The following is a 26,531-nucleotide window of genomic DNA, read 5'->3' as shown; positions in this document are numbered from 1 at the left end:
ACGCACGCGCCAAGCCAACAGCGGACACGCCAAGCCAACGACGCACGCGCCAGGCCAACGACGCACGCGCCAGGCCAACGACGGACACGCCAGGTCAACGACGGACGCGCCAGGTTCCGCGCCCGACCACCGCAGCCGACGTCAGGATCCACGCAGCCTCAGGGAGATGCGGCCGGACCAGCCGGGTCAGTAGCGCACCGAGATCCCGCGGTCGACGGCGTCGACAAGAATCTCGCCGCCGTACGGGATGATCAACTGCGGGTCGGTGTGACCGAGGTCGACGTCGAAGACCACCACCGCGTCCGGGTTGTACGGGGTGAGGGCGCGGATGATCGCCTCCCGCTGGGCCTCGCCCCACGCCGACCGCTCGGGCACCGACAGCGGTTTGTCGAAATCCCACGCCTTCGGGCGGCCGACGACGATCGCCGGAAAGGCGGCGAGCAGCCCCCGCTCCCCCATGTTCCGCACGATCCGGAACACCTCCTGCGCGCTGGGCATCTCCTGTGAGGTCTCGAAGACCAGCACGGACCCGGCCAGCTCGTCGACGGTCGGCACCCGGTCGGTGGCCATCAGCCAGTGCAGGATCTCCAGGCAGCCACCCCAGGTACGCCCTCGCACCACCCGTTCCGGCCCCTGCCAGCGCCAGCCCTCGCCGGGCAGCATCTCCGGCTCGTACCCCAGCGTCTCGGGCTCGGTCCACGGGTTCGGCCGGTCACCCCAGGTGGGCGCGGGCGTCAGCGGGTACCAGTCGGAGCCGAACAGGGCGGCGCGCAGCGAGTCGAAGGTCAGCGGGTGTGGGGCACCCGACCGGCCGAGGTGCACCAGCACCGACCCGCCGTGGTAGGCGACGATGCCCAGCCGGTAGAGGTGGTTGAGCACGTTGGTGTTGTCGGAGTAGCCGAAGTAGGGCTTCGGGTTGGCCCGTATCACGTCGTCGTCGAGGTGCGGGGTGACCGTGATCTGGTCGTTGCCGCCGACCGTGGCGAGCACGGCGGTGATGCTCGGGTCGGCGAAGGCGGCGGTCAGGTCCCGGGCCCGGTCGCGCGGGTCCGCCCCCATGACCCGGGTGGTCGGATACTCCACCGGCTCCAGTTCGAACTCCTCGCGCAGCCGACGCAGCCCCAACTCGTACACGTGGGGGAAGATCGCCGGCAGGCCGGCGGACGGCGAGACGACGGCGACCCGGTCGCCCGGCCTCGGTTTGGGCGGGTAGCGCAGCGACACCATGATCAGAAGCTATCCGACCAGGCAAGGGGTTTCCGCCTGGAGGAGGGCGAAACTGACCATACGCTGACAACATGGACGAAAACCCGCAGGGTCGAGCCCGGGACTGGGCACCGCGCAGCATCGGGCTGCTCCTCGGCACCCTCGCGCTGGCCACCGCGTTCATCGCCGCCTACGTCGGCGCACTGCACCAGCCCACCCCGCGGGACCTGCCGGTCGGCGTCGCCCTCGGCGACCAGCGCGCCCAGGCGACGCTCGACGCCATCCGAGGCCAGACCACCACCATCAAACCGATCGGGTACGACGACGCGAGCGCCGCCGAGGACGGCCTGCTCAGCCGGGCGGTGTACGCGGTGCTCAGCACCGGCGCCGACAACGGCCTGCTCCTCACCGTCGCCAGTGCCTCCGGCCCTTCCGCCACCAGCGCGATCCGGGAAGTGCTGACCACCGCCGCCACCCGCAGCGGCACCCCGCTACAGATCGTCGACAAGGTGCCGGTCACCTCCGCCGACCCGCGCGGGGTGGTGCCCTTCTACCTGAACGTCGGGTACGTGCTCGGCGGTTACCTCGCCTCGACAGTGCTCGGGTTGTCCGTCGGCACCACCCCGCGTACGGCGCGGCGGGCCGGGCTGCGTATCGCTGCCCTGGCCGTCTACAGCGTGCTGCTCGGCATCGCCGGCGCGGTAGTGGTCGGACCGGTGCTGGACATCTGGCACCACGACGTACCGACGATCGCCGCCATCGGCGCCCTGGCCGTGTTCGCCGCCGCACTGTTCGCCAGCGCCATCCAGGGCTGGCTCGGCGTCGCGGGCACCGCGCTTGTCATCCTGCTCCTGGTGGTGCTCGGCAACCCCGGCTCCGGCGGCATCTACGCGCCCGAGTTCCTGCCCGGCCTGCTGCGCGGCATGCACCGGTGGAACATCCCCGGGCTCGCCAACGACCTGACCAAGGCGGCGGTCTACTTCGACTGGCGGTCGGCCGGTTGGCCGGCGATCGCCCTCACCCTCTGGGCGGTGCTCGGCGCGCTCGGCCTGGTCAGCGCGAGCCTGGTCCGGGGCCGGCGGGCCGCCACCCCCAGCCCCGGAGCGCCCCGCCCCGGTCCCGGGTCAGCCTCCGGCGGCCCCGGATCAGCGCGCGACGGTGGCTGAGATCACGCCCGAAAACACCACCTCGGAGACAGTGGATCACCAGGGGGCCCTCCGGACACCCGGTGCGCGCGGATACCATCCAGTAAGTCGGACAGCGCTGTCCTTCGTATCCACGTGAGGGAGCGCACCGTGACTGACCAGCACGACCACGACGGCCCCGACGCCGCGCTGCGTGCCGACATCCGCCGGCTCGGCACCCTGCTCGGGCAGACGCTGGCCCGCCAGGAGGGTCGGCCGCTGCTCGACCTCGTCGAGGAGATCCGCGCCCAGGTCCGCACCGACGCTCCGGCGGCCGCCCAACGCCTCGGTGGGCTCGACGTGACCACCGGCACCAAGCTGGCCCGTGCCTTCTCCACCTACTTCCACCTGGCCAACATCACCGAGCAGGTGCACCGTGCGCGGGATCTGCGCCGCCGTCGCGCGGTGCACGGCGGCTGGCTGGACCAGGCCGCCAAGATGATCGCCGAGCGCGGCGTGCCGGCCGACGAGATCGCCAACGCGGCACGCCGGCTGGCGGTGCGCCCGGTCTTCACCGCCCACCCGACCGAGGCGGCCCGCCGCTCGATCCTGTCCAAGCTGCGGGCGATCGCCGACGAGTTGGACACCGAGACCGCCAACGCGATCCTCTACGGCGCCAGCGACGAGGGCCCGGCCAACCGCCGGCTGGCCGAGCTGCTGGATCTGATGTGGCAGACCGACGAGCTGCGCCTCGACCGGCCGGACCCGACCGACGAGGCCCGCAACGCCATCTACTACCTGCGTGACCTCTACGCCGAGGCCGCCCCGCAGGTGCTCGACGACCTGGCCGACACGCTGCGCACCCTCGGCGTGGAAACCTCCCCGACGGCCCGGCCGCTGAGCTTCGGCACCTGGATCGGCGGCGACCGCGACGGCAACCCGTTCGTCACCCCGGCGGTCACCCGCGAGGTGCTGACCATCCAGCACGAGCACGGCATCGCGGCCACCGAGAAGGCGATGGACCACCTGATCAACGAGGTCTCGGTCTCCCGCCGGCTGCGCGGGGTGTCGCTGGACCTCTCCGCCAGCCTCGCCGCCGACCTGGACGCACTGCCCGAGGTGGCGACGCGGTTCCGCCGGGTCAACGCCGAGGAGCCGTACCGGCTCAAGGCGCGCTGCGTGAAGGCGAAGCTCGCCAACACCCGGCAGCGGTTGCGCCAGGGCACCGCGCACGTGCCCGGCCGGGACTACCAGGGCTCCGCCGAGCTGATCGCGGACCTGGACCTGCTGCGCGCCTCGCTGGCCCGCAACTCCGGGCAGCTCACCGCCGTCGGCCGGCTGGCCTCCACCATCCGTACGGTCTCCGCGTTCGGCCTGCACCTGGCCACCATGGACGTCCGGGAGCACGCCGAGGCGCACCACGCGGTGCTCGCCCAGCTCTACGAGGCCGTCGGCGAGGTTTCCGACTATCCGGCGCTGACCCGGCTGGAACGCACCAAGCTGCTTGCCGACGAGCTGACCGGCCGCCGACCGCTGTCCACGCTCGACACTCCGCTCTCCGAGCCCAGCCGCAAGACGTTCGACGTGTTCAGCACGATCCGGGAGGCCCAGGACCGGTTCGGCACCGAGGTGATCGAGTCGTACATCATCTCGATGACCATGGGTGTCGACGACGTGCTGGCCGCGGTGGTGCTGGCCCGCGAGGCCGGCCTCGTGGACGTGCACAGCGGGCGGGCCCGGGTCGGGTTCGTGCCGCTGCTGGAGACCCCGGCCGAGCTGAACGCCGGCGGCGAACTCCTCGACGACCTGCTGTCGCTGCCCGCGTACCGGGCACTGGTGAGCGCCCGCGGCGACGTGCAGGAAGTGATGCTCGGCTACTCCGACTCGAACAAGGAGGCCGGGATCACCACCAGCCAGTGGTCGATCCACCGGGCGCAGCGCGCGCTGCGCGACGTGGCCGCCCGGCACGGGGTGCACCTGCGGCTGTTCCACGGTCGGGGCGGCACGGTCGGGCGCGGCGGCGGGCCGACGCACGAGGCGATCCTGGCCCAGCCGTACGGCACGCTGGACGGCGCGATCAAGGTGACCGAGCAGGGCGAGGTGATCTCCGACAAGTACACCCTGCCGTCGCTGGCCCGGGAGAACCTGGAACTCACCCTCGCCGCGGTGCTCCAGGCGACCCTGCTGCACACCGCGCCACGGCAGCCGGCCGAGATGTTGGAGCGCTGGGACGCCACGATGGACGTGGTCTCCGAGTCGGCGTACCGGTCCTACCGCTCGCTCGTCGAGGACCCGGACCTGCCGGCGTACTTCTGGGCGTCCACCCCCACCGAGCTGCTCGGCGCGCTGAACATCGGCTCCCGCCCGGCGAAGCGCCCGAACACCGGCGCGGGCCTGTCCGGCCTGCGGGCCATTCCGTGGGTGTTCGGGTGGACGCAGACCCGGCAGATCGTGCCGGGTTGGTTCGGCGTGGGCTCCGGGCTGGCCGCCGCCCGCGAGGCCGGACTGGCGGACGTGCTCGCCGAGATGCACCGCAACTGGCACTTCTTCCGCACGTTCCTGTCGAACGTCGAGATGATGGTGACCAAGACCGACCTGAGCATCGCCCGCCGGTACGTCGAGACCCTGGTCCCGAAGAAGCTGCACCCGATCTTCGAACAGATCGAGCAGGAGTACGAGCTGACCAAGCGGGAGGTGCTGGCGGTGACCTCCTCGCCGGCCCTGCTGGAAAACTCGCCGGTGCTCCAGCGCACCCTCGCCGTACGGGACACCTACCTGGAGCCGCTGCACCATCTCCAGGTGGCGCTGCTGCGGCAGTACCGGGAGTCCGGCGCCGCCGGACGGGCGGTGGCCACCGCGCCGGGCGGCCGACGCGCGCCGAGCGACGGCACCGCCCTGGAGCGGGCACTGCTCACCACTGTGAACGGCATCGCCGCCGGGATGCGCAACACCGGCTGATCAGGCGGGACGCGGAACAGGCCCCGGTCGCTGCGACCGGGGCCTGTGCTGTCAGATCATGAAACGACGGTCAGAAGTCGCCACCGCCGAAGTCGCCACCGCCGAAGTCCCCGCCACCGAAGCCGCCCCCACCGAAGTCGCCCCCGCCGAAGTCTCCGCCACCGAAGTCCCCGCCGGCATAGTCCCCGCCACCCTGGTCCCCGCCGCCGAAGTCCCCACCCTGGTCGCCGCCGTCGCCGCCCTGGTCGCCGCCGTCGCCGCCCTGATCGACACCGTCACCGAAGCCCTCCTGGTAGCCGGCGTCGTAGCCGTACCCGGGGTCGGCGAAGGCCGGCGAGAACAGCGCGTCGGCGATCAGGATGCCGCCGAGCACACCCGCGCCGGCGCCCAGCGCCGTCTTCCACCACGGCGTCGAATACCAACCGGCCGGCACCGGCCGACCCTGATAACGCCCACCGGGGTAGTAGTAGGGCGTTTCCCGGCCGGGTTGCGGGCCGGCCCGGAAGGTCTGCCCCTGCACGTCGACCTCGCGCTCCTTGGTGAGCTGCCCAACGCCGCGCGCGGCGGCCAGCGTCGGCACCTCCGGGCCCGGGTCGATGCCCAGCGCGGTACGCGCCGCCCGGATGTAGGCCAGCCCCTCCAGCGCGGTCTCCCGGGCCAACCCGAACTGGTGCGGCGTACGCGCCTGCTCCAACTGGGAGCCGGCCGCGTTGTACCGCTCACCGGCATCGGCCAGCGCCTGGCGTACCGCCGGGTCGTCGCCGTGCAGGTTCATCAACTGGCCGCCGAGGCGCTCGTACCACCGCTGCGCCTCCGCTCGGGCGTCGCCGAGCGCGGTGCGTTGACGAGCCCCAGCTTGGGCGCGGACGAGCGCCGCGGCGCCCAACGCACCGACCACAACGACGGCGAGGCAGAGCACAAGTTCCATGTCAACGAACGTACCCCCGGCTCGCACGTCGTACCGGTCTGGCAAGCTCCGGTGATGGACGTCTCGACGCTGCTCCTGGTGATCGTCTGCCTCGGTGCCGGCGGGGCGGTGGGCTGGCTCGCGGCCCGGTCCCGCTCGGCGGCCGACATCGCCCGCCTCGATGCCACCCTGGCCGCTACCCGGGAGGGCGAGGGCCGGCTGGAGCAGTCGATGCGGGCGTTGGGTTACGAGGCCACCGCGCAGTCTCAGGAGGCGGTGGCCCGAGCGGTCGCGCCGCTGCACGACACCCTGCGTCGCTACGAGCAGCGGGTGGCCGAGCTGGAGCACGACCGGGTCGACGCGTACGCCGAGCTACGCGAGCAGGTCCGGGCGATGAACGCCGTCTCCGGTGAGCTGCGCACCGAGACCAAGCAACTGGTGGCGGCGCTGCGCGCGCCGCAGGTGCGGGGCCGGTGGGGCGAGCACCAGTTGCGCCGGATCGTCGAGGCGGCCGGGATGTTGGAGCACTGCGACTTCTCCGAGCAGGTCACCGCCGCCACCGACCACCAGGTCGTCCGACCGGATCTGGTGGTCCGGCTGCACGGTGGCCGATCGGTGGTGGTGGACGCCAAGGCGCCGTTCGACGCGTACCTGACGGCCATGGAGGCCCGTGACGAACGTGGTCGCGACACCCACCTCGACGCGCACGCCCGGCACCTGCGGGGGCACGTCGACGCGCTGGCGGCCAAGTCGTACTGGTCGGCGTTCGACAACTCACCGGAGTTCGTGGTGCTGTTCGTCCCCGCCGACCCGTTCCTCGACGTCGCGCTCCAGCGCGACCCGACCCTGCTGGAGCACGCCTTCACCCGCAACGTGGTGCTGGCCACGCCGGCAACGCTTGTCGCTCTGCTCCGCACTGTCGCCTACTCGTGGCGGCAGGAGGCGCTGGCCCGTAACGCGCTGGCGGTGCACACCCTCGCCCGCGAGCTGTACGGTCGGCTCTCCACCCTCGGCGACCACGTGGGCAAGCTCGGGTCGTCGCTGGCCGGGGCGGTGACCGCGTACAACCGGGCGGTCGGCTCGTTGGAGGCCCGGGTGCTGGTCAGCGCGCGCAAGCTCGCCGAGCTGGGCGTGTCGGACGAGGAGTTGGCCACGCCCGCGCAGGTCGAGTTGACGCCCCGACAGCCGCAGGCACCCGAGCTGGCCGATCCGGCCGACGACGAGGTCGGGGCCCGCTAGCGCGGGTGCTCAGGACCGGTTGGCGTTCGACACGACGAACGGGGTGCCCTGCTGGCAGGTGGTCATCATGCCGGGCTCGGCCCGGCCGGTGACCTCCACGCGCGCACCCGGGGTCAGCACGTCCCGCGGCCCTCCGAGCAGCAGGTAACCGTCGAGCAGTACGCAGTTGGGTTCCACACCGCCCTGCACCGTGCCGGTCAGGGTGGTGGCTCGGACCCCCGGGGGCGTGCTGGGGCCGCCCGGCTTCGGGCTCGACGGCCGGGTGGTCGGTGCGGGGTCGACGATCGACGGCGTGCTGGTCGGGTCGGGTGCGGGCGGGCTGGTCACCGGCTGCGTTTCCGTCGGCGTCGGAGTGGGGGTGCCGCCCGGGGCGGCCTCGCTGCCGCAGGCGCTCAACGCCACGCAGACGGTCAGCGCGGAGACGGCGAGCCGAAAGGTCCTCATGCCGGATCTGACGTACGCCGGGTCGAGTTCGTTCCCGTGCTCAGCCGCGCGCCGCCGCGGCCTTCATGTCCCGCCTCAGTTCCTGCGGGAGGGAGAACGTGAGCCGCTCGTTCGCGGTGGTGATCTCCTCGACGTCGGCGAAGCCCCGCGCGGCGAGGTACGCCAGCACCTCCTGGACCAGGTCGTCTGGGACGCTCGCGCCGGAGGTCAGGCCGACCGTGTTGGCCCCCTCCAGCCAGGCGTCGTCGATCTCGTGGGCGAAGTCGACAAGGTGACCAGCGCGCGCGCCCGCGTCCAGGGCGACCTCGACCAGGCGGACCGAGTTGGAGGAGTTCGTCGAGCCGACCACGATCACCACGTCGCAGTCGGCGGCGATCTCCTTGACCACGTGCTGCCGGTTGGAGGTGGCGTAGCAGATGTCGTCGCTGGGCGGGGACTGCAACAGCGGCAGTCGCTGCTTGAGCCGGGCCACCGTCTCCAGCGTCTCGTCGACCGAGAGCGTGGTCTGGGAGAGCCAGACGACCTTCTCCGGATCCCGGACCGTGATCTTGTCGGCGCCGTCCGGGCCGTCGACCAGTTGGATGTGTGCGGGGGCCTCACCGGCGGTGCCGATGACCTCCTCGTGCCCCTCGTGGCCGATGAGCAGGATGTCGTAGTCCTCGGCGGCGAACCGCTTCGCCTCGTGGTGCACCTTGGTGACAAGCGGGCAGGTCGCGTCGATCGCCTTCAGCGAGCGCTGCCTGGCCTGCTCGTAGACCTCGGGAGCGACGCCGTGCGCGGAGAAGATGACGGTGGACCCCTCCGGCACCTCCTCGTTCTCCTCCACGAAGATCGCACCCTGGGCCTCCAGGGTCTGCACGACGTGCTTGTTGTGCACGATCTGCTTGCGCACGTAGATCGGGGCGCCGTAGAGCTTCAGTGCTTCCTCGACGGTCTGCACGGCGCGGTCGACGCCGGCGCAGTAGCCGCGGGGCTTCGCCAGGAGCACGCGCTTGCCGGTCCGGGGAGTCGCCTCAGCCTCAGTCACCCACCCATCGTACGTGCCCCCGGTCGGCCCCGGTGATCACGCGGTTTGTGTCCGGAACGCGCCCGAGGCGGACGCAGACTTCTTGCGCACCGGGAGGGTCCGTAGGGTGGGCGGGTGACCGAGGGGGCGCGGAGCAGCGCGGAGGAGCCCTGGCCGGTGCGGGTGGTCAGCCAGAAGGTGGGGGCATGGATCGCCAAGCTCGGCTGGGTGTGGGTGGACGGGCAGGTGGCGCAGATCAGCCGCCGCCCGGGGGCCAGCACTGTCTTCCTCACCCTGCGTGACCCGTCGGCCGACCTGAGCCTGACCGTCACCACCAACCGGGACGTGCTGGACGCCGGGGCGCCGGAGTTGCGCGAGGGCGCCCGGGTGGTGCTGCACGCCAAGCCGGAGTTCTACGCCGCCCGGGGCACGTTGAGCCTGCGCGCCGACGAGATCCGCCAGGTGGGGCTCGGCGAGCTGCTGGCCCGACTGGAGAAGCTCAAGAAACTGCTCGCCGCCGAAGGGCTCTTCGACCGCGCCCGCAAGCGCCGACTGCCGTTCCTGCCCGGCCGGATCGGGCTCATCACCGGGCGCGCGTCGGCGGCGGAGCGGGACGTGCTGACAAATGCCCGGCGACGCTGGCCGGCGGTGGAGTTCCGCACTGTCAACGTGGCGGTGCAGGGCCCGTCCGCGGTGCCGCAGATCGTCGACGCGCTCAGGGTGCTGGACGCCGACCCGAGCATCGACGTGATCATCATTGCCCGGGGCGGCGGCGGCATCGAGGATCTGCTGCCCTTCTCCGACGAGGCGCTGTGCCGCGCGGTGTTCGGCTGTCGTACTCCGGTGGTCAGCGCGATCGGCCACGAGACGGACGCGCCGCTTGTCGACTACGTCGCCGACGTCCGCGCTTCCACCCCTACCGACGCGGCCAAGCGGGTCGTCCCCGACCTCACCGAGGAGGTACGCCTCATCGGTCAGGCCCGGCACCGCCTGGAACGGGCGGTGCGCAACCTGGTCGATCGGGAGACGCACCGGCTCGACGGGCTGCGTTCCCGGCCGGTGCTGGCCCGACCGCAGGTCATGGTGGAACATCGGGCGACCGAGCTGACCGCGTTGCGCCAGCGGGCCGGCCGCTGCCTGGAGCACCGGCTCGTCGCCGCCGACGACGACCTGCGCCACACCCTCGCCCGGCTGCGTGCGCTGTCCCCCGCCGCCACCCTGGACCGGGGGTACGCGATAGTGCAGCGCGCGGACGGCCACGTGGTGCGTGCGACGGCGGAGGTCGGCAAGGGCGACCCGTTGCGGGTACGGCTGGCCGACGGCGAACTGGCCGCCACTGTCGACGGCTGAGTGGCGACGCGGTGACCTGGCGAGCGGTGTGCTGAGATGGGTGCGATGACTGACGACACGAAGGCCGGGCCGGACGAACGGCTCAGTTACGAGCAGGCCCGCGCCGAGTTGGCCTCGGTGGTCGAGCGGCTGGAGGCCGGCGGCACGTCGCTGGAGGAGTCGCTGGCGCTGTGGGAGCGCGGCGAGGCGCTGGCGGTGATCTGTCAACGCTGGCTGGAGGGGGCGCGGGCGCGGATCGACGCCGCCCGGCAGGAGCCCGCGTCCTGACCGACGGCCGGTGGGGCGGCCGGAGCCGCCCCACCCGGACACGTCAGTTGAACAGGCTGTACAGCTCGGCCGGCGCCTCGACGACCTGGCCCGCCGGCGGCTTCTGAGCGGCGGTGGCGGCGCCGTAGTCGGAGTACGTCATCTTGATCTCCTGGGCGGCGGTCTGCCCGGCGGCCGGCAACTGCAGCACCAGCTCACTGAGTCGGCCCTGCGGGTCCACCTTCGCGGTGAAGGGAACCGTCTTCGCCTGGGTGCCCAGCGCGGCGATCGTGGCGGCGTTCAGCGAGCCCGCCTCGGCGGCCTTTGTGACGTCGATGGTGCCCGCGTACGCGCCGGTGCCGGTGCTGCGGACCTCGGTGATGCCCTGGGTCAGCACCGCGCTGCCGGCCGGGTCGACCTTGTCGAAGTCGAAGCCGAGGTTGCGGTTGCCCTTGATCCGGGCCTGGTCCAGGTGCTGGTACTTGCCGAGGTTGAGCTGCTTGATGGCGGGCAGGCTGTCGGCGGTGGGGCCGGTCAGCTCCAGCTTCACCCAGCTGTCCGGCTTGAAGTGGATCACGTCGAGCTTCATCGCGAGGTCGGACGAGGGGCCGCCGATGGCGACCTTCGTCTCCGCGCTCTGGCTCGGCTGGTGCACCTGCCCCTCCACCGTCGAGCCGGCCCCGGCCAGGGTGAACCGGAAGTTGCCGCTGCTGATCTCCTTGGTGGAGTCGAGCAGGGCCTGCTTGGCGTCGCCCGCCACCGGGGCACCCGACGGGCTCGCCGTGCCGGATGCGGTCACCGTCGGGGTCGCTGTCGATCCGGCGGTGCCGGTGCCACCGTTGGCGCAGGCGGCCAGCGCGGGCGTGATCAGGGCGGCGGCTACCAGGCCGGCGCCGAGTCGTCGGACAGTCATACGTGTCTCCCAAGAGGGTCACCCGACGACCTGTACGGCGCCGGAAACCGGGCGACGCGGCAGCACCGTCGGCCGCGTCGCGCGATCCGGGCCGAGCGGTGCGCCCGGATCACTCCCTCTCTGTTCCCTGAAGACGGGTCGGACAATCGCCCTTCTGTCCGTTCAGTGCAGCGAACCGGCAAGCTCGCGTAGTTCGTTGTCCCGGGCATCGCCGACGACGATCACCGTGCGGGTCGGTTCCAGCAGGACCAGCGCCTGCTGGTTACCCCGGGCCGCGTAGAGCTGCCAGGTCCGCCCGGCCAGCTCGGTCGGGCCCTGGGGCTGGCCCTGGTCGGTCAGCTCGGCGGGAAGCAGCCGCTCGGCCGGCACACTGCTCTGGAGCAGTTGGACGCCCCGCCCCTCCGGTGTGAGATAGCCGATACGAAGGTTCGCCCCGCCATCGACGGTCTGGTAGCGGGCGCTGACCGTCGTCCAGCCGGAGCCGAGCCCCTCCGGCTGGCTCACCGGAAACACGTTCGCCGACCGGGCCTGCTCGATGGCCGGGGCCGGATCGACAGTCGTGGCCTGATCACCACCGAGAAAGCCCCGGTAGAACGCCAGCAGCAGCGCGATCGGGACGAGCAGCACCAGCAACGAGATCGCCATGTCCTTCGGCGACCGCTCGGATCTGGCGGGCTGCACCCGCGGCGGTGGCGTCGGGTCATCGCCCGCGGGCTCACCTCCGGGGGCGACGGGGACGTCGACCGGCGGCTGACCGTCGGGGGGCGTGCGGTCGGCGGGCACGCGGTCGGCTGGCTGTGCGGGTTCCACCCCGTTATCTTCGCAGCCGCCCGACCGGCGGTATCCAGGCCATCACCGCCCCGCGCCAACGCCCGGTCGGCCATCGTGTGAGGATCAGCGACAGAGCCGGCAGTGGGGACCGCCCCGCCGCCGGTCGTCCCCGCACCGTCGCGAGGAGGAGCAGCCGTCATGACCAACACCAGGACGCGGATCCCACAGGATCTCGACCGAAACCTCGCCCTCGACCTGGTCCGGGTCACCGAGGCCGCCGCGATGGCGGCCGGTCGGTGGGTGGGCCGGGGCGACAAGGAGGGCGGCGACGGCGCGGCTGTCGACGCCATGCGCAAGCTGATCAACTCGATCCAGATGCGTGGCGTGGTGGTGATCGGCGAGGGCGAGAAGGACAACGCCCCGATGCTCTTCAACGGCGAACACGTCGGCGACGGCACCGGCCCGGAGGTGGACGTCGCCGTCGACCCGGTCGACGGCACCACCCTGATGAGCAAGGGCATGCCGAACGCCGTCGCGGTGCTCGCCGTCTCCGAGCGGGGTGCGATGTTCGACCCGAGCGCCGTCTTCTACATGGAGAAGCTCGCCGTCGGGCCGGCGTACGCCGATGTGGTGGACATCAACGCCGGTGTGGCCGAGAACCTGCGCCGGATCGCCAAGGTCAAGGGCACCGACGTCTCCGAGGTGACGGTCTGTGTGCTGGACCGGAGCCGCCACGACGACCTCGTCACGCAGATCCGCCGGACCGGGGCGGGTATCCGGTTCATCTCCGACGGCGACATCGCGGGCTCCATCGCCGCCGCGCGGGGCGAGTCGGAGGTCGACGTGCTGATGGGCATCGGCGGCACCCCGGAGGGCATCATCTCCGCGTGCGCCCTGAAGTGCATGGGCGGCGCGATGCAGGCCAAGCTCTGGCCGCGCGACGAGCAGGAACGGGAGAAGGCGCTCGCCGCCGGGCACGACCTGGACCGGGTGCTGGGCACCGATGATCTGGTCACCGGTGACAACTGCTTCTTCGTGGCGACCGGCGTCACCTCCGGAGATCTGCTGCGCGGGGTGCGGTACCGGGCCGGCGGCGCGTACACCCAGTCGATCGTGATGCGGTCGAAGAGCGGCACCATCCGGGTGATCGACTCGTACCACCGGCTGGAGAAGTTGGCGCTCTACTCCGCTGTCGACTTCGACGGTCGTCCGCTGGCCGAGCAGGAGTGACAGCCGCCAACACGGAGACACCGCAGATCCTGTCGGCCGCCCGCCGGATCACCGGCGTCGCGCTGGCGTCCGCCGCCGGGGTCGCTGTGGCGCTGCAGTCCCGCATCAACGGCGAGCTGGGGGTACGCCTGGCCGACGGCTTCGCCGCCGCGGTCGTCTCGTTCGGCATCGGCCTGTTGGTGCTCCTGGTGCTGGTGCCCGCCACCGCGACCGGGCGGCGGGGCCTGGTCGGGGTGCGGCGCGCGCTCGCGACGGGCACGCTGCGGCCGTGGCAGTGCCTCGGTGGCATGTGCGGGGCGTTCCTGGTGGCCTCCCAGGGCCTCACCATCGGCACGTTGGGCGTCGCCGTCTTCACCGTGGCAGTGGTCGCCGGCCAGTCCGGCAGCAGCCTCGCCGTGGACCGGGCGGGCATCGGTCCGACCGGCCGACAGCCGGTGACCCGGCAACGGCTCGCCGGCGCGGTGCTCACCGTGCTCGCGGTCGGCCTGGCGGTCGGCGACCGGCTCGGTACTCCGGGCGCGCTGGCGCTGGCCCTGCTGCCGCTTGTCGCCGGGGTGGGCACCGCCTGGCAGCAGGCGGTGAACGGGCGGGTCCGGGCGGCGGCCGACAGCGCGTTGACGGCCACACTTGTCAACTTCGCCGTCGGCACCGTCACCCTGCTCGTCGCGTTCGCCATCGACATCGCGGTACGTGGTTGGCCGACCGGTCACCTGCCGAGCGAGCCGTGGCTCTACCTGGGCGGCCCGATCGGCATCGTGTTCATCGCGATCGCCGCCGCGATCGTGCGGTTCACCGGGGTGCTGCTGCTCGGCCTGGCCACCATCGCCGGCCAGATCGTGGGGGCGGTCCTGTTGGACCTGGTGCTGCCCACGGCGGCCTCCCACCCGGGCCTGAACACCCTGCTCGGCGCCGCGCTGACCATGGTGGCGGTGCTGATCGCCGCGTTGGCACCACCCGCCCGCCGCTGACCGGGGCGTCCGCCGAACGGTCAGCCCGGCGGGAACTGCGAGGGGTAGGGCGGCCGGAGCTGTGGCGGCGAGGGCGGCGGGAGCTGCGACGGGTAGGGCGGGTCAGGCACCGCCGGCGGGCGCGGAGGGTGGGGCGCATTCGGGTAAGGCGGATCAGGCACCACTGGCGGGCGCGGAGGGTAGGGCGGGTAGGGCGGGCGCGGCGGGTACCTGTTCTCGAACGCGCGGGTCGGATCGACCAGGCCAGCGATCCGGGTGGCCAGCAGCACGCCCGGCACCGTGCCCAACAGGGCGAGCGGCACCGCGAACCTGGTCTGCGGCGGGGTGCCGTGCAGCCAACCGACGAGCGGCAGCAGGGCCAGCAGAGTGGTGAGCAGGAGCCCGGCCAGTGCCCGTCTGATCCACTGGGGCAGTGCCCCCTGGTAGGAGGCTCGGACGAGCAGGGTCACCACCGTCAGGAGGCACGCGGGCAGGACAACGAGCAGCACGGCGTTGAACGTCGTGTAGTCGTCGTTTCGCTCCCAGGCCGAGGCCAGCACGATCCCCGCGGACAGCATCACCCCGCCGCCAGCGAGTCCCCACCCACGTGGACCTCCGCTGCGGCGGATCGCCAGGTGGGCAGCGAGCACGGTGACCGCGACACCGAGGGTCAGCGCGAGCGCGAAGGCGAGAAACAGGTCGGTCTGGCGGCTGCCGGGGCCGCCGCGGTCCAACAGGGTTGGATCGTCCCAGCGGGCGTCCGGTGGATCCCGCTCGCTGAGGAAGCCGGCCCGCCGCCACCCGCCGTCCGACGCTCGGCGCAGGAAGCCGTCCCGACCGTTGGCGACAAGCACCTCGTGGCCGCCGTCGGCGGCGGGATAGACGATCAGATCACGGGAAGCGAAGTGCCGGCGAATGTCGCCCGGACTGTCGAACCGACGGGCAAAAGCCTCGCGGCGCGCGTCCGACACCTCCCAGGCGACCCGCCACGTCGCACCGGCGTCGTCACTCTGCTCCACCCGCAGGTGATCGGGGACCGTCCGGTAGCACCGCTGCGGCTGGGCCGGCGCGCACGCCTGCCGCTGCCCGACGTCTGGACGGCCCGGACGGGACAACCGCTGTTCCTCAGCGGCCTCGGCGGCTCGCCAGGTGGTCCCCCCGTCCGCGCTGACCGACCACCGGCCGTCGGCCGGCTCGGCCGGCCAGGTCCGGTTGTCGTAGCCCGAGCCGATCGAGACCGCCGGCTGACCGTCGAGCAGGGCGGTGCCCACTGCGTACGGGTAGTGCACCACGCTTGTCGCGGCCACCGCCAGCACCGCCGGCGGCAGCACCACCAGCAGTCGGACCAGCCGGGCGGTCCGTTGGCGCACCGGTCGGCGGCGCGAACGGGTCCAACTCCACAGGGCCAGGCCGAGCGCCGGCAGGGTCAGCAGGTCGGTCCAGTCGGCCCGGACCAGCGACGGCCCGGCCAGCACGGTCCAGGCCGACGAGGCCAGCTCGGCGGCGTACCCGCTGGATTTGACGAGCGCGAACCCGGCGCCCACCGCGACCAGACCGGCCAGCGCGGCAGCTCGGGCCGGCAACCGCGGCACCAGGAGCGTCAGCAGCACCGCGACCAGCGGCGGGGCGAGCACCAGGCCGGCGACGTCACTCAGCTTGCCGGTCAGCAGGCCGGGAAGGGCCGGCTTCAGCACGTGGTCGTTGACAAGCAGCAGGACCAGGGCGAGCACTGTGGTGGGGTGGCAGAGCCAGGAGAGGGTCGTCGGTGCGCCGTCGTGCCGTGCCTCGGAGCCCGTCATCCTCTCAGGGTCCGGCCCAGGCGTCTCGATCCGGACACGGGTCGGTTCGAGTCCGATACCGACGATCAGCCGGCGTCGGAGGAGTGCCCCGGGAAGAGGTGCGCGCTCGGGTCGATGGCCACTGCCGCGTTGTTGACCGCCGTCGCCGCCTCGCCGAAGCCGGTGGCGATCAGCCGCACCTTGCCCGGGTATTCGGTGATGTCGCCCGCGGCGAAGACCCGGGGCAGGTTGGTGGCCATCGCGCTGTCCACCAGGATGTGCCGGCGGTCCAGCCGCAGCCCCCACTCGGCGAGCGGGCCCAGGTCGGCGGTGAAGCCCAGCGCGGCGACCACGGTGTCCACCGGCAGCGTCTCGGTGGCACCACCGCGTACTGTCACCTCGGCGGCGGTTACCGCGCCCTCCCCGATCAGCCGGCTGACCTCGGCGTTGACAAGCACCCGCACCGGCAGGGACAGCACGCGGGCGACCGTCGAGGCGTGCGCCCGGAACTTTTCGCGGCGGTGCACCAGGGTCACCGAACGGGCAAGTGGTTGCAGCGCCAACGCCCAGTCGAAGGCGGAGTCGCCACCACCGACGATCAGCACGTCCCGGTCGGCCAGCTCGGTCGGCTCGGTGACGAAGTAGACGATCCCGGTGCCGGGGGCTCCGTCGGCGCAGGGCAGCGGCCGAGGGCTGAAGCTGCCGAGCCCACCGGTGACCACGACCGCCCCGCACCCGAGCTGCTCGCCCCCGGCCAGGCCGAGCACCGGGCGGTCGTCGGCGTACGAGAGTTTCTCGGCGCGGGTGTTGAGCAGGTACTGGGGTGCGAACGGGGCGGCCTGTGCGACGAGGTTGGCCACCAGGTCCCGGCCCTTGACGGCGGGGAAGCCGGCCACGTCGAGGATCAACTTTTCCGGGTACATGGCGGTGACCTGACCGCCGGGCTCGGGCAGCGCGTCGATCACCGCCACCGACAGACCCCGGAACCCGGCGTAGTACGCGGCGAAGAGACCGGCCGGACCGGCCCCGATCACTGCGACATCGACCTCACGCATGGCGTACCGTCGCTTTCCGCTTACGGATCAACGCTTGCTGATCTCGACCGTAGGCGGGTGGCGGCGGTCCGGCAAGCACGTCTCAGGGGGCGCGCCGGGGAATTGGTCAGGGCAGGCTGAGCGTGGACCCGAAGTGGTCCGGTCCGTCCACCGCCGGGCGTCGGCGGCGGAACAGGATCGCCGCCACCACCCCGCCGAGCAGGCCGAACAGGTGGCCCTGCCAGGAGATCCGCTCGTCGGTGGGGAGGATGCCGACAAGTTGCCAGCCGTAGAGCAGGCCGACCAACAGGAAGACCGCGAAGTTCCACCAGCTGCGTTCGACGATGCCCCGGGTGAGCAGGATGCCCAGGTAGCCGAAGATGACGCCACTGGCGCCGACCACCACCGAGTTGGGCGAGCCGGTGAACCACACGCCGAGCCCGCTGACCAGGATGATGACCAGGGTCGACCAGAGGAAGCGGCGGGCGCCGGCCGCCAGGACGAACGTGCCCAGCAGGATCAGCGGGATGCTGTTGCTGTAGAGGTGGTCGAAGCCGTGGTGCAGGAACGGGGAAAAGAAGACCCCGTCCAACCCTTCGATGCGCTGCGGGATGATGCCGGCGGTGGCGTCCAGGCCGAACGCGAGCCCCTGGTCGACGGCCTCGATGAGGAAGAGGAACGGGACCACCGCGCACATGGCGACGAACGCCCGGCCGAGCGCGGCGTAGAACGCCTCGGTGCCGAACCGGTAGGGGTCGCCGTTTGACGGGTGCAGGCTCACGTGACAACTGCTATCAGCAAAAGCGGCCGACCGCCACTCGCGTCCCGTCCGAGCCGACCGGCGTACGCGCGACGGCGGGGCGGATGGTTGCCCACCCGACCCACCGTCGACGTCGTCAGTAGTGGCCGTGGCTCTGGAAGTAACCCCAGGCGCCACAGGGCGAGTTGTACTTGCCCTTGATGTAGCCCAACCCCCAGGTGATCTGGGTCGCCGGGTTGGTCCGCCAGTCGGCGGCGACAGTGCCCATCTTGCTGCCCGGCAGTGCCTGCGGGATCCCGTACGCACCGGAACCGGTGTTGGCGGCCTTGTGGTTCCAGCCGCTCTCCTTGGTCCAGAGCTTCTCCAGGCAGGGGAACTCGGCGATGCCGAAGCCCTTCCCGATCATCAGGGCGCAGCCGGTCTTGCGGTTGCCGCTGAACTCCTCGCAGGACGCCGGGATCAGCCCGTCGTACGGCTTGGCGGGCGCGTTGGCGGCCGCGCGCTCGCGCTTGCGGGACGCCGCGGCGGCCTCGGCCCGGCGGGCTCGTTCGGCGGCCTCCTTCGCGGCCTGCGCCGCCCGCAGCTTGGCCTGGTATTCGGCGGCCCGCTGCTTGGAGAACTGCACCTGGTGGGCGGCCTGCCGCTCGCGCTGGTACGCGAGGTCGGCCTGGTCCACCTCACGGCTGACCTGCTCGGTCAACCCCTGTTGCTGGGTTTCCCGGTTCTCGCCCAGGTAGAAGCCGCCGGCAACGCCCACGGAGAGCAGCGCTACAGCAGCCGTACGGGCGCCCAACCGGCTCCACAGCCGACTCACGAAGTGGTCCCTTCGTCGGGGGCATGGACGCGGCGCGGGGCGGCCACAGGTGGACCGTCAACCGTGCCACGAGCGCCCCGACCGTTTGCCGGCCGCGCCGACGCACCGACCGCCGCCGATGTCGCCCGTCTCGGGACGAACGATCACCAACGATCCCGGTGGTGCGTGGACGCTCGTGGAACACGATTGCGCACAGTGAGGCTGATGGGAAACCAACCACGCTGTTTGTGAACTGCGCCACACTAAAAATGCGGACAAAGGCCCGCATAAGCGACCATCAGATCGGGATGTCCTCCAGGAGGTCCGTGACCATCGCGGCGATCGGCGACCGCTCCGACCGGCTGAGCGTGACGTGGGAGAAGAGCGGATGACCCTTGAGCGCCTCGATGACAGCGGTCACCCCGTCGTGCCGGCCGACCCGCAGGTTGTCCCGCTGGGCCACATCGTGCGTGAGCACCACCCGGGAGCCCTGCCCGATCCGGGACAGCACTGTCAACAGCACCCCGCGCTCCAGCGACTGGGCCTCGTCCACGATCACGTAGGCGTCGTGCAGGCTGCGCCCCCGGATGTGGGTCAGCGGCAGCACCTCCAGGATGCCCCGCGAGGTGACCTCCTCCAGCACGTTCTCGTGCACCACCGCGCCGAGCGTGTCGAAGACCGCCTGGGCCCACGGCGACATCTTTTCCGACTCCGACCCGGGCAGGTAGCCCAACTCCTGGCCGCCGACGGCGTACAGCGGACGGAACACGATCACCTTCTTGTGCCGGCGGCGCTCCATCACCGCCTCCAGCCCGGCGCAGAGCGCCAACGCCGACTTGCCGGTGCCCGCCCGGCCGCCCAGCGAGACGATCCCGACGGACTCGTCGAGCAGCAGGTCGAGGGCGATGCGCTGCTCTGCGGAGCGGCCGTGCAGACCGAACGCCTCGCGGTCGCCCCGCACCAGCCGGACCGACTTGTCCGGCAGGACCCGACCGAGCGCGGAGCCCCGCCCCGAGTGCAACACCAGGCCGGTGTGGCAGGGCAGACCGGCCGCCTCGTCGAGGTCGAGCGTCTCGCCGCCGTACAGCCGACCGATCTGCTCCTCGCTCAGCTCCAGCTCGGACATGCCCGTCCAGGTCGGGTCGCTGGCCTGGCCGTGGCGGTACTCGTCGGCGCGCAGGCCCACCGAGGCCGCCTTGACCCGCAGCGGCATGTCCTTGCTGACCAGGGTCACCTCCCGCCCTTCGGCGGCGAGGTTGAGCGCGACGGAGAGGATCCGGGCGTCGTTGCTCTCGGTTCGGAAACCGGGTGGCAGCACGCCGTCGTCGGTGTGGTTGAGCTCCACCCGGAGGGTGCCGCCAGCGTCGTTGGCGGGCACCGGACGGTCGAGTCGGCCATGCCGGACCCGTAGGTCGTCCAACATCCGCAGCGACTGCCGGGCGAACCAGCCCAGCTCCGGATGGTGCCGCTTGCCTTCCAGCTCGGTGATGACCACCAGAGGCAGCACCACCTCGTGCTCCGCGAACCGGTGGAACGCCGCCGGATCGGAGAGCAGCACGGAAGTGTCCAGGACAAAGGCCTGGCCGGCTGGTCGCGGCTCCTTCGGGTCGGCCGGCGCGGCGGCCGCCGTACGGCGGCTCCTGGTGGCACGGCGGGTCGTGGCAGTCGCGGCCGGGGTCTGGTCGGCACCGGCGGTGGTACGGCGAGTCGTCACAGGCCTGCTCCGACGGATGGGCACCCGCCACCCGTGATCCGCCTCCTCCGGTGCCCGGGGACACGGGGTCGGATGCGGAACCCCGTGCGCGAGGTCGCAGATCCGGGCGGACCGGCTGGCTCGGGAGAACCCCGTGCCATGCCTAGACGCTAGCCCCGCCGGACCCTTCCGGCTAGAGGCCGGACGTGGATCTCCCAAGTCGGGTGTCCGCACACCCGTTCGCCGGGGCCCGCACCAGCGCGGATGCAGGTGGTGGGTGCGGCGGAACCGGCCGGGATGCATGCCCCCTGCGCGCACCCCGGCCGGTTGGGGTCACCGTCACCGGTCTGACGTGACCCCGACGGTGCGTGTCCGCCGCGGACGACGCACCGCGTCGGTGGTGCCGGCCGGCGGGCCTGTGCCCGCCGACCGACCTCAACCGGTACGTCGAACGAGCGTGCCGGTCGGGTGCCGCCCGGTGATCGGGGCGGCCGGCGCGCTGAACGACGAGCCGGTGTACGTGGTGCCGGGGCGGGCGACGGTGCCGGCCGAGCGGACGACGCCCGCCGGGGAGACCGACAGGGCGGAGGCGATCGCGGCCTGGGCGTCGCGGCGACGCCGGTTCCAGGCGCCCCGGTCACCGTCGAAGTAGCCCTGCCGGTAGCCGAAGCGGTAGCCGATGCGGTAGCTGAGCTGCCCGTGCAACCGGCCGGCCGCGTAGCTGGTCGCACCGAGCACCAGGACGAGGAACACCGCGAGGAACGGGCTCATCGGGCGACCCCGGCCCGGCCCGGACACCCGGTCATCGCTCCTCCGGCTCGATCGTGGTGGGATCCGCGACGAGCAGCCGGTCCAGGTCGTCGGTGCTGACCTCCTCGACCAGCTCGACGCTGATCCGGCAGCCGTCCAGCACGATCTCGGCCACCGAGGAGCGGCGGATCTCGCCGCCGGCGTCGTAGACCCGCACGCTCAGCTCCGGGCAGCCGAGATGGGTACGCCAGGCGTTCCACTCGGCGCGGTCGCCGACGCTCAGCGACAGGTAGCGGCAGCCTCGGGCGAGGTAGAGGCGCCAGGGGGCGGTCAGCCCCGCGGCCACCCCCTCGGCGATCAGCCCGAAGGCCTGGGCGCGGGTGGCGAGCTCGGTCACCACACCCCCTCGCAACCGGGGGCGTGACGCATGTGAGCACCAGTCGTCTCATGCACGTGACACACCGTAGATTGTCCCATGGGCGTGACAGTATCAGCTTTTCATCCGCTTACGCTCGCCACTACGGGCATCTATTCTGCCCGCGTGAGACCCCTCGACAGTGGCGCTGAATCGTTTACCGGAAATCCGAAGATCCCGTCACGTATGCGTGACAGTGGCGAGCCGGGTGGCGCGCTCGCCGCCGGCTGGCCGTACCGTCACGGGGTGACCGAGACGGCCAATGCGCGGAAGATCGCCTTCGCCACCTTCGTTCGCCGCGCCCTGGACGAGGCACGAGCGACCCGGGCCTGGAGTGGCACCGAGGTGTCCCGGCGCACCGGCGTCTCCCGGCAGACCATCAACCGGTGGGTCCGGGGCGACTGGGCCAGCGACCCGGAAGCCGAACGGGTGGTCGCCTTCTGTGAGGGCCTGGGGCTGAATCCCGCGGCGGCCTTCGCCGCGCTCGGCTGGGACCGCACCGCGGCCGGCCCCCGCAGCGGCCAGCCAGCCCCTCCGATGGACCCGGACGTGGAGGCTCTGCTACGCCGTCTGGTCGATCCGAACGTCTCGGACGCGGAGAAGTTCCACATCCGCGAAACCATCAGATATCTCGCATACCGCCCAACGCTGCCGGTCGATGTCCGAAATAGAGGCAATCAAGCAGGCTAGTTCCTCAGATGGCGAAAGAACGCCTGGTCGGGTTTATTCGTTTGCCTCCGGGGCCGGAACGGGCACGCTAGCGTCCCTATTCGTACTGCTTGGGCTCGTCATCGGCGGGGGGACGGGACAAGGCCGAACCCAGCCCTGCGGGACATAAGGAGGGGTCTGTCCATGACCCTGAAGTGGTTGGCAGTCGTGGTCGCGACGGTGTCGGTGACACTGTGGGCGACCGGCAACGCGGTGACCCTCGCGGTCAACGGCGGGCAGCTTCCGCTGCTCGTCAACCTCTTTGTGCTCATCACCGCCGGCACCGCGGTCATCCTGGCCGTCGTCGCCGAGCTGCACGAGCGGATGAACGACCGGATCAGCGCGCTCACCGAGTTCCTGGTGGCACGGCTCAACGAGATCGAGAACCACACCGGCGATCGCAACACCGGGTTTGTGGAGGGCTACCTGTTGAGCCACGGCCAGGACGCCGCGGTGGTGCCGTTCGGTCGGCGTGGACGAGGAGCCGCCGAACGCTGATCGCCTACCGCGCAACGGGTCCACTCGGCCAGGAATGAGCTCTCATCGCCGGGGTACGCTGACGCGCGTGCCGCCGTTGAATCTGGGCAATCACCAGCCGAGAACCCCGTTGAACGCCGACCAGGCCTGGCGGACCACCGCCCGCCGGGCGGCCGGGACCGTGCTCTTCTTCGACTTCGACGGCACGCTCGCGCCCGTCGACGACGATCCGACAGCGGTACGCCCGGCGCCCAAGGCGTTGGCCGCGATCGAGGCGTTGGCCCCGATCGTGCAGCGGGTCGCGATCGTCTCCGCCCGGCCCGTCGAGTTCCTTCGGGATCAGCTCGGCGGGCTCACCGGCGTGGACCTCTACGGCCTCTACGGGCTGGAGCACAGCCACTCCGGCGGGGAGACCGTCACCGAGCCGGCCGCGCTGCCCTGGGTGCCGACCATGGCGGAGCTGGCCGACCTCGCCCGAGCGGAGCTGCCACCCGGCACGCTTGTGGAATACAAGCGGCTCTCCGTCGCACTGCACTGGCGTACCGCCCCACAGCTCGGCTCGACCGTGCAGCAGTGGGGGCAGGCACAGGCCGACCGGCTGGGGCTGCGCGTCCAGGCCGGGCGGATGGTGCTGGAGCTCAAACCGCCGGTCGACCGGGACAAGGGCATGGTGATCGGCGAGGCGATCAAGGGCGCCACCGGCGCCTGGTACTTCGGTGACGACGTCTCGGACATCAAGGCCTTCGCCGCGCTGCGCGCCCGCGCCGCCGCCGACCCGGATTTCCTCGGCGTCTGCGTGGCCGTGGCCAACCCGGAGACCGGCCACGAGGTGGCCAACGCCGCCGACCTGACGATCGAGTCCCCGGCCGCCCTGGGCGACTTCCTCACCCAGGCGCTGACCCACCTGCCCTGAGCCGGCCGCGCGGCGACAGACACGTCGCCCGCCGCCGGCTCAGGCGCCGTAGCGGCGTTGCCTGGTCGCGTACGAGCGCAGTGCGCGCAGGAAGTCGATGTGCCGGAAATCCGGCCAGTTCAGCTCGCAGAAGTAGAATTCCGAGTGCGCGGACTGCCAGAGCATGAAGCCGGACAGCCGCTGCTCCCCACTGGTGCGGATGACCAGGTCGGGATCGGGCTGGCCACGGGTGTAGAGGTGCTCGGCGATGTGCTCGACGTCCAGCACCTCGGCCAACTCCTCGATCGTGCCGCCGGAGGCGGCGTGCTCCAACAGCAGTGAGCGGACCGCGTCGGTGATCTCCCGCCGACCGCCGTAGCCCACCGCGATGTTGACCTCCGCACCGCCGCTGCGCTCGCGGGTGCGTTCCTCGGCGCCCTTGAGCGCCGCCGCGGTCTGCGCCGGGAGCAGGTCGAGAGCCCCGACGATGCGCAACCGCCAGGGATTGCCCTCCTCTGACAGCTCCACCACCAGATCCTCAATGATCTTGAGGAGAGGGTCCAGCTCGCTGGCCGGTCGGCGCAGGTTGTCGGTGGCCAGCAGGTAGAGGGTCACGTGCCCGATGCCGGCCTGGTCACACCAGCCGAGGACGTGCTTGATCTTCGCCGCGCCGACCCGGTGCCCGTCGTTCGGGTCGACGAAGCCCATCTCCCTCGCCCAGCGGCGGTTGCCGTCGCACATCACCCCGACGTGCCGGGGCACCGGCTTACCCGCGAGCTTCGCCGTAAGCCGGCGCTCGTACACGGAGTAGATAAGGTCCCGCAGCGTCATCACCTAGCAGCGTAGCGACCCTTCGGCCAGATCACCGCCTCGGAGCCCCATCCCCGCCCGGGAGACCGATGCCGATCATCGCCAGCGTACGGGCAGTGAGACGTCCGTCACCCAGTCCCAGCTCGACCACGTCATAGAACACCCGGTCGTCCCGCCGGGCAGCCCGGACCGCCGCGTCCACCACTCGACGACGCCGCGCCAACCAGGCCGCGACCGAGCTGTGCCGCAGGTGGGTGCCGAGGCGGCGGTGCAACCCGTGCGCGTAGCGGCCGGCTGCCGCATCGGGGGCCTGGGCCGCTGCCGCACCGGCAAGCGCACCGGAGAGCAACGCGTAGAAGATGCCCTCACCAGTGAACGGATTGATCAGTGACAGCGCGTCCCCGGCCAGCAACGTGCGCCCACGCCCCGGTGTCGGCCGGTGGGTGGACAGCGGCAGGTGATGGGCGCGCAACGCGGTCACCGTTCCCAGGTCGGTGCCGGGCAGCAGCGCGGCCAGCCGGTCCAGCAGGTACGCGCGGCTCAGCGGCTCACCGCGCAGCACCTCCCCGTACCCGACATTCGCCCGTCCGTCGCCGATCGGGAACGACCAGGCGTACGCCGGCCAGCGCGCCTTCGAGGTGACGATGAGCTGCTCGGACGGGCCGGGCAGAGCCGGCGCGTACCCCCGGATGGCCAGCGCCAGGTGCCGGTCGGGATTCTGCGGGTGGCCGAGCGCCCGACGCACCACCGAACCGGCACCGTCGGCACCCACCACCACCCGGCCGGACAACTCCCCGTCGAGCACCACCCGGTCGGCGCGCGGCTCGACCCGGCGCACTGTGTGCCGGCGCAACTGCGCGCCGGCCGCCACCGCGGCCGCCACCAGCCGCGCGTCGAAGACCTCCCGGGGCACGGTGTACGCGGGTCGAGGCAGCGCCCGGGCCACGGCGCCGCCGCCCGGCGCGATCATGCGCAACGCGGGCAGCGGCGCGTAGCCCGCCACCGCCTCGGTCACCCCCAGCTCGGAAAGCACGTCCACCGAGTGCGCGGCGATCCCGTCGCCACACGCCTTGTCCCGGGGAAAGTCGGCCCGGTCCAGCAGCAGGACGCTGGCGCCCGCCCGGCGCGCCGTCAACGCGGCGGCTGCCCCGGCCGGCCCCGCTCCCACCACCACCACGTCGAACTCGTCGCTCACCGCGCCTCCCTCCGACCAACGCGGCGCGGCCATGCCGTTCCCGCACCGCCCCCACGATCCACCCGCGCCCGTCCACGCCGACCGCTGTGACCGACGCCACCCGCCATCCTGCCCGCTGTCCGCTCGTGCAGGCCGCACCCACTCGGCATCAACTTCCTCCAATGGGAGACGCGAACGCCTCCAGCAACAGGCACGGGTGGTCCAGGCGTGGCGACAGGAAGACCCCTGATGCCGGGATACCCCGCGCCGCGAGGGTCGGCCTATCTGTCCAACCGCCTGTAGACCTGCCCCGTATCTGGGGCATCGGTCACGGCCCCAGAACGGCGTGGATACGAACGCGGGCAGCGCGCCGGCACCAGGCCGGGCGCCGGCACGAGGTTCGGCGCCGGCACGAGGTTCGGTGCCGGCACGAGGCCGGATACCAGCACAAGGCCGGATACCAGCACAAGGACCGACCACAGACACAGGCACGGACGCCGACGCGACCTTGGCGTGGGCCCGGCCCATATCTGGGGCAGCTCTACAGCGGCTGCGACTAGCTAGGCGTGGGTGGGTGCCGCGCGGCTGCCGGCCAGCCCAGAGCGGATTCGCGCCCACTTCAACCCCAGGCCACATCGTCGGTGGGTGCCGCGCGGCTGCCGGCCACGCCGAGAGCGGGATCGTGCCCACTTCAACCCAAGGCCACATCGTCAGTGCCTGCCGCGCGGCTGCCGGCCTCGCCGAGAGCGGGATCGTGCCCACTTCAACCCAAGGCCACATCGTCAGTGCCTGCCGCGCGGCTGCCGGCCACGCCGAGAGCGGGATCGTGCCCACTTCAACCCAAGGCCACATCGTCAGTGCCTGCCGCGCGGCTGCCGGCCACGCCGAGAGCGGGATCGTGCCCAC

Annotated in this window: 26 protein-coding genes; 11 read left to right on the top strand and 15 right to left on the bottom strand. The window is 71.9% G+C overall.

Annotated features, from left to right (window positions below):
* Positions 1 to 186: 186 nt before the first annotated feature.
* Positions 187 to 1,227 (bottom strand): S66 peptidase family protein, encoded by a 1,041-nt coding sequence (locus ABZU25_RS03865; protein ID WP_355027805.1) that lies wholly within the window; start codon positions 1,225 to 1,227, stop codon positions 187 to 189.
* Between the two features lie 71 nt (positions 1,228 to 1,298).
* Between ABZU25_RS03865 and ABZU25_RS03860 the strand changes: the two genes are divergently transcribed.
* Both ABZU25_RS03860 and ppc read left to right on the top strand, forming a co-directional pair.
* On the top strand, positions 1,299 to 2,372 hold the full coding sequence (locus ABZU25_RS03860) for a hypothetical protein (RefSeq protein ID WP_355027804.1): 1,074 nt from the start codon (positions 1,299 to 1,301) through the stop codon (positions 2,370 to 2,372).
* A 129-nt stretch (positions 2,373 to 2,501) separates the two neighbouring features.
* Positions 2,502 to 5,288, top strand: coding sequence for a phosphoenolpyruvate carboxylase (gene ppc / locus ABZU25_RS03855; RefSeq protein ID WP_355027803.1), 2,787 nt, complete (start codon positions 2,502 to 2,504; stop codon positions 5,286 to 5,288).
* 70 nt (positions 5,289 to 5,358) lie between these two features.
* Here the strand turns inward: ppc and ABZU25_RS03850 are convergent, their stop codons facing one another.
* Positions 5,359 to 6,216 (bottom strand): hypothetical protein, encoded by an 858-nt coding sequence (locus ABZU25_RS03850; RefSeq protein ID WP_355027802.1) that lies wholly within the window; start codon positions 6,214 to 6,216, stop codon positions 5,359 to 5,361.
* A gap of 54 nt (positions 6,217 to 6,270) precedes the next feature.
* Between ABZU25_RS03850 and ABZU25_RS03845 the strand changes: the two genes are divergently transcribed.
* Positions 6,271 to 7,434: a DNA recombination protein RmuC gene (locus ABZU25_RS03845; RefSeq protein WP_355027801.1), complete on the top strand. Its 1,164-nt coding sequence runs from the start codon at positions 6,271 to 6,273 to the stop codon at positions 7,432 to 7,434.
* Positions 7,435 to 7,443: 9 nt separating this feature from the next.
* Here ABZU25_RS03845 and ABZU25_RS03840 read toward each other — a convergent pair whose 3' ends face one another.
* Positions 7,444 to 7,878, bottom strand: coding sequence for a hypothetical protein (locus tag ABZU25_RS03840; protein ID WP_355027800.1), 435 nt, complete (start codon positions 7,876 to 7,878; stop codon positions 7,444 to 7,446).
* A 40-nt stretch (positions 7,879 to 7,918) separates the two neighbouring features.
* Positions 7,919 to 8,905, bottom strand: a complete 987-nt coding sequence (locus ABZU25_RS03835; RefSeq protein ID WP_355027799.1) for a 4-hydroxy-3-methylbut-2-enyl diphosphate reductase — start codon at positions 8,903 to 8,905, stop codon at positions 7,919 to 7,921.
* A 114-nt stretch (positions 8,906 to 9,019) separates the two neighbouring features.
* Between ABZU25_RS03835 and xseA the strand changes: the two genes are divergently transcribed.
* Both xseA and ABZU25_RS03825 read left to right on the top strand, forming a co-directional pair.
* The gene (gene xseA, locus ABZU25_RS03830; RefSeq protein ID WP_355027798.1) at positions 9,020 to 10,234 is read left to right on the top strand and encodes an exodeoxyribonuclease VII large subunit; all 1,215 of its coding nucleotides are present in this window, start codon (positions 9,020 to 9,022) and stop codon (positions 10,232 to 10,234) included.
* Between the two features lie 45 nt (positions 10,235 to 10,279).
* Positions 10,280 to 10,501 (top strand): exodeoxyribonuclease VII small subunit, encoded by a 222-nt coding sequence (locus tag ABZU25_RS03825; RefSeq protein WP_355027797.1) that lies wholly within the window; start codon positions 10,280 to 10,282, stop codon positions 10,499 to 10,501.
* A 43-nt stretch (positions 10,502 to 10,544) separates the two neighbouring features.
* On the opposite strand, the gene ABZU25_RS03820 is transcribed toward ABZU25_RS03825, so the two are convergent.
* Both ABZU25_RS03820 and ABZU25_RS03815 read right to left on the bottom strand, forming a co-directional pair.
* A complete protein-coding gene (locus ABZU25_RS03820) occupies positions 10,545 to 11,393 on the bottom strand; it encodes a hypothetical protein (protein ID WP_355027796.1) in 849 nt (282 codons plus the stop codon).
* Positions 11,394 to 11,555: 162 nt separating this feature from the next.
* Positions 11,556 to 12,203, bottom strand: a complete 648-nt coding sequence (locus tag ABZU25_RS03815) for a DUF4245 domain-containing protein (protein WP_355027795.1) — start codon at positions 12,201 to 12,203, stop codon at positions 11,556 to 11,558.
* 159 nt (positions 12,204 to 12,362) lie between these two features.
* Between ABZU25_RS03815 and glpX the strand changes: the two genes are divergently transcribed.
* Together glpX and ABZU25_RS03805 are read left to right on the top strand one after the other, a co-directional pair.
* Complete coding sequence (gene glpX / locus ABZU25_RS03810) at positions 12,363 to 13,394, top strand: class II fructose-bisphosphatase (RefSeq protein WP_355027794.1); 1,032 nt, start codon at positions 12,363 to 12,365, stop codon at positions 13,392 to 13,394.
* On the top strand, positions 13,391 to 14,362 hold the full coding sequence (locus tag ABZU25_RS03805) for a DMT family transporter (RefSeq protein WP_355027793.1): 972 nt from the start codon (positions 13,391 to 13,393) through the stop codon (positions 14,360 to 14,362). The genes glpX and ABZU25_RS03805 overlap by 4 nt, the downstream gene beginning before the upstream one ends.
* A gap of 20 nt (positions 14,363 to 14,382) precedes the next feature.
* On the opposite strand, the gene ABZU25_RS03800 is transcribed toward ABZU25_RS03805, so the two are convergent.
* From ABZU25_RS03800 to ABZU25_RS03770, 7 genes are all read right to left on the bottom strand, one after another.
* Entirely contained in the window at positions 14,383 to 16,140 is a 1,758-nt protein-coding gene (locus ABZU25_RS03800; RefSeq protein ID WP_355027792.1) for a hypothetical protein, read from the bottom strand.
* A gap of 65 nt (positions 16,141 to 16,205) precedes the next feature.
* A complete protein-coding gene (locus ABZU25_RS03795; RefSeq protein WP_355027791.1) occupies positions 16,206 to 17,174 on the bottom strand; it encodes an NAD(P)/FAD-dependent oxidoreductase in 969 nt (322 codons plus the stop codon).
* Between the two features lie 106 nt (positions 17,175 to 17,280).
* On the bottom strand, positions 17,281 to 17,934 hold the full coding sequence (locus tag ABZU25_RS03790; protein WP_355027790.1) for a rhomboid family intramembrane serine protease: 654 nt from the start codon (positions 17,932 to 17,934) through the stop codon (positions 17,281 to 17,283).
* A gap of 115 nt (positions 17,935 to 18,049) precedes the next feature.
* The gene (locus ABZU25_RS03785) at positions 18,050 to 18,727 is read right to left on the bottom strand and encodes a lytic transglycosylase domain-containing protein (RefSeq protein ID WP_355027789.1); all 678 of its coding nucleotides are present in this window, start codon (positions 18,725 to 18,727) and stop codon (positions 18,050 to 18,052) included.
* A gap of 277 nt (positions 18,728 to 19,004) precedes the next feature.
* Positions 19,005 to 20,420 carry a PhoH family protein gene (locus ABZU25_RS03780; RefSeq protein WP_355027788.1) on the bottom strand — a complete coding sequence of 472 codons (1,416 nt, stop codon included), beginning with the start codon at positions 20,418 to 20,420 and terminating at the stop codon, positions 19,005 to 19,007.
* Positions 20,421 to 20,834: 414 nt separating this feature from the next.
* Positions 20,835 to 21,170, bottom strand: a complete 336-nt coding sequence (locus tag ABZU25_RS03775; RefSeq protein ID WP_130407318.1) for a hypothetical protein — start codon at positions 21,168 to 21,170, stop codon at positions 20,835 to 20,837.
* A gap of 31 nt (positions 21,171 to 21,201) precedes the next feature.
* Positions 21,202 to 21,546: a hypothetical protein gene (locus ABZU25_RS03770; RefSeq protein WP_354995764.1), complete on the bottom strand. Its 345-nt coding sequence runs from the start codon at positions 21,544 to 21,546 to the stop codon at positions 21,202 to 21,204.
* Positions 21,547 to 21,810: 264 nt separating this feature from the next.
* Here ABZU25_RS03770 and ABZU25_RS03765 point away from each other — a divergent pair, with 264 nt between their 5' ends.
* The 3 genes from ABZU25_RS03765 (at position 21,811) to otsB (ending at position 23,662) form a co-directional block, all read left to right on the top strand.
* Entirely contained in the window at positions 21,811 to 22,254 is a 444-nt protein-coding gene (locus tag ABZU25_RS03765; protein ID WP_355027993.1) for an XRE family transcriptional regulator, read from the top strand.
* 162 nt (positions 22,255 to 22,416) lie between these two features.
* A complete protein-coding gene (locus tag ABZU25_RS03760; protein WP_355027787.1) occupies positions 22,417 to 22,770 on the top strand; it encodes a hypothetical protein in 354 nt (117 codons plus the stop codon).
* 67 nt (positions 22,771 to 22,837) lie between these two features.
* Positions 22,838 to 23,662, top strand: a complete 825-nt coding sequence (otsB, locus tag ABZU25_RS03755; RefSeq protein WP_355027786.1) for a trehalose-phosphatase — start codon at positions 22,838 to 22,840, stop codon at positions 23,660 to 23,662.
* 39 nt (positions 23,663 to 23,701) lie between these two features.
* Here otsB and ABZU25_RS03750 read toward each other — a convergent pair whose 3' ends face one another.
* Both ABZU25_RS03750 and ABZU25_RS03745 read right to left on the bottom strand, forming a co-directional pair.
* A complete protein-coding gene (locus ABZU25_RS03750) occupies positions 23,702 to 24,472 on the bottom strand; it encodes an isoprenyl transferase (RefSeq protein ID WP_355027785.1) in 771 nt (256 codons plus the stop codon).
* A 31-nt stretch (positions 24,473 to 24,503) separates the two neighbouring features.
* Complete coding sequence (locus tag ABZU25_RS03745; RefSeq protein WP_355027784.1) at positions 24,504 to 25,679, bottom strand: geranylgeranyl reductase family protein; 1,176 nt, start codon at positions 25,677 to 25,679, stop codon at positions 24,504 to 24,506.
* A gap of 628 nt (positions 25,680 to 26,307) precedes the next feature.
* Between ABZU25_RS03745 and ABZU25_RS03740 the strand changes: the two genes are divergently transcribed.
* The coding region (locus ABZU25_RS03740; RefSeq protein ID WP_355027783.1) for a hypothetical protein at positions 26,308 to 26,531 on the top strand (224 nt) is incomplete at its 3' end.

It is taken from the genome of Micromonospora sp. NPDC005215, assembly GCF_040607915.1.
In the GTDB taxonomy this organism is placed as follows: domain Bacteria; phylum Actinomycetota; class Actinomycetes; order Mycobacteriales; family Micromonosporaceae; genus Micromonospora.
This window is presented reverse-complemented; position numbering and strand designations above follow the sequence as displayed.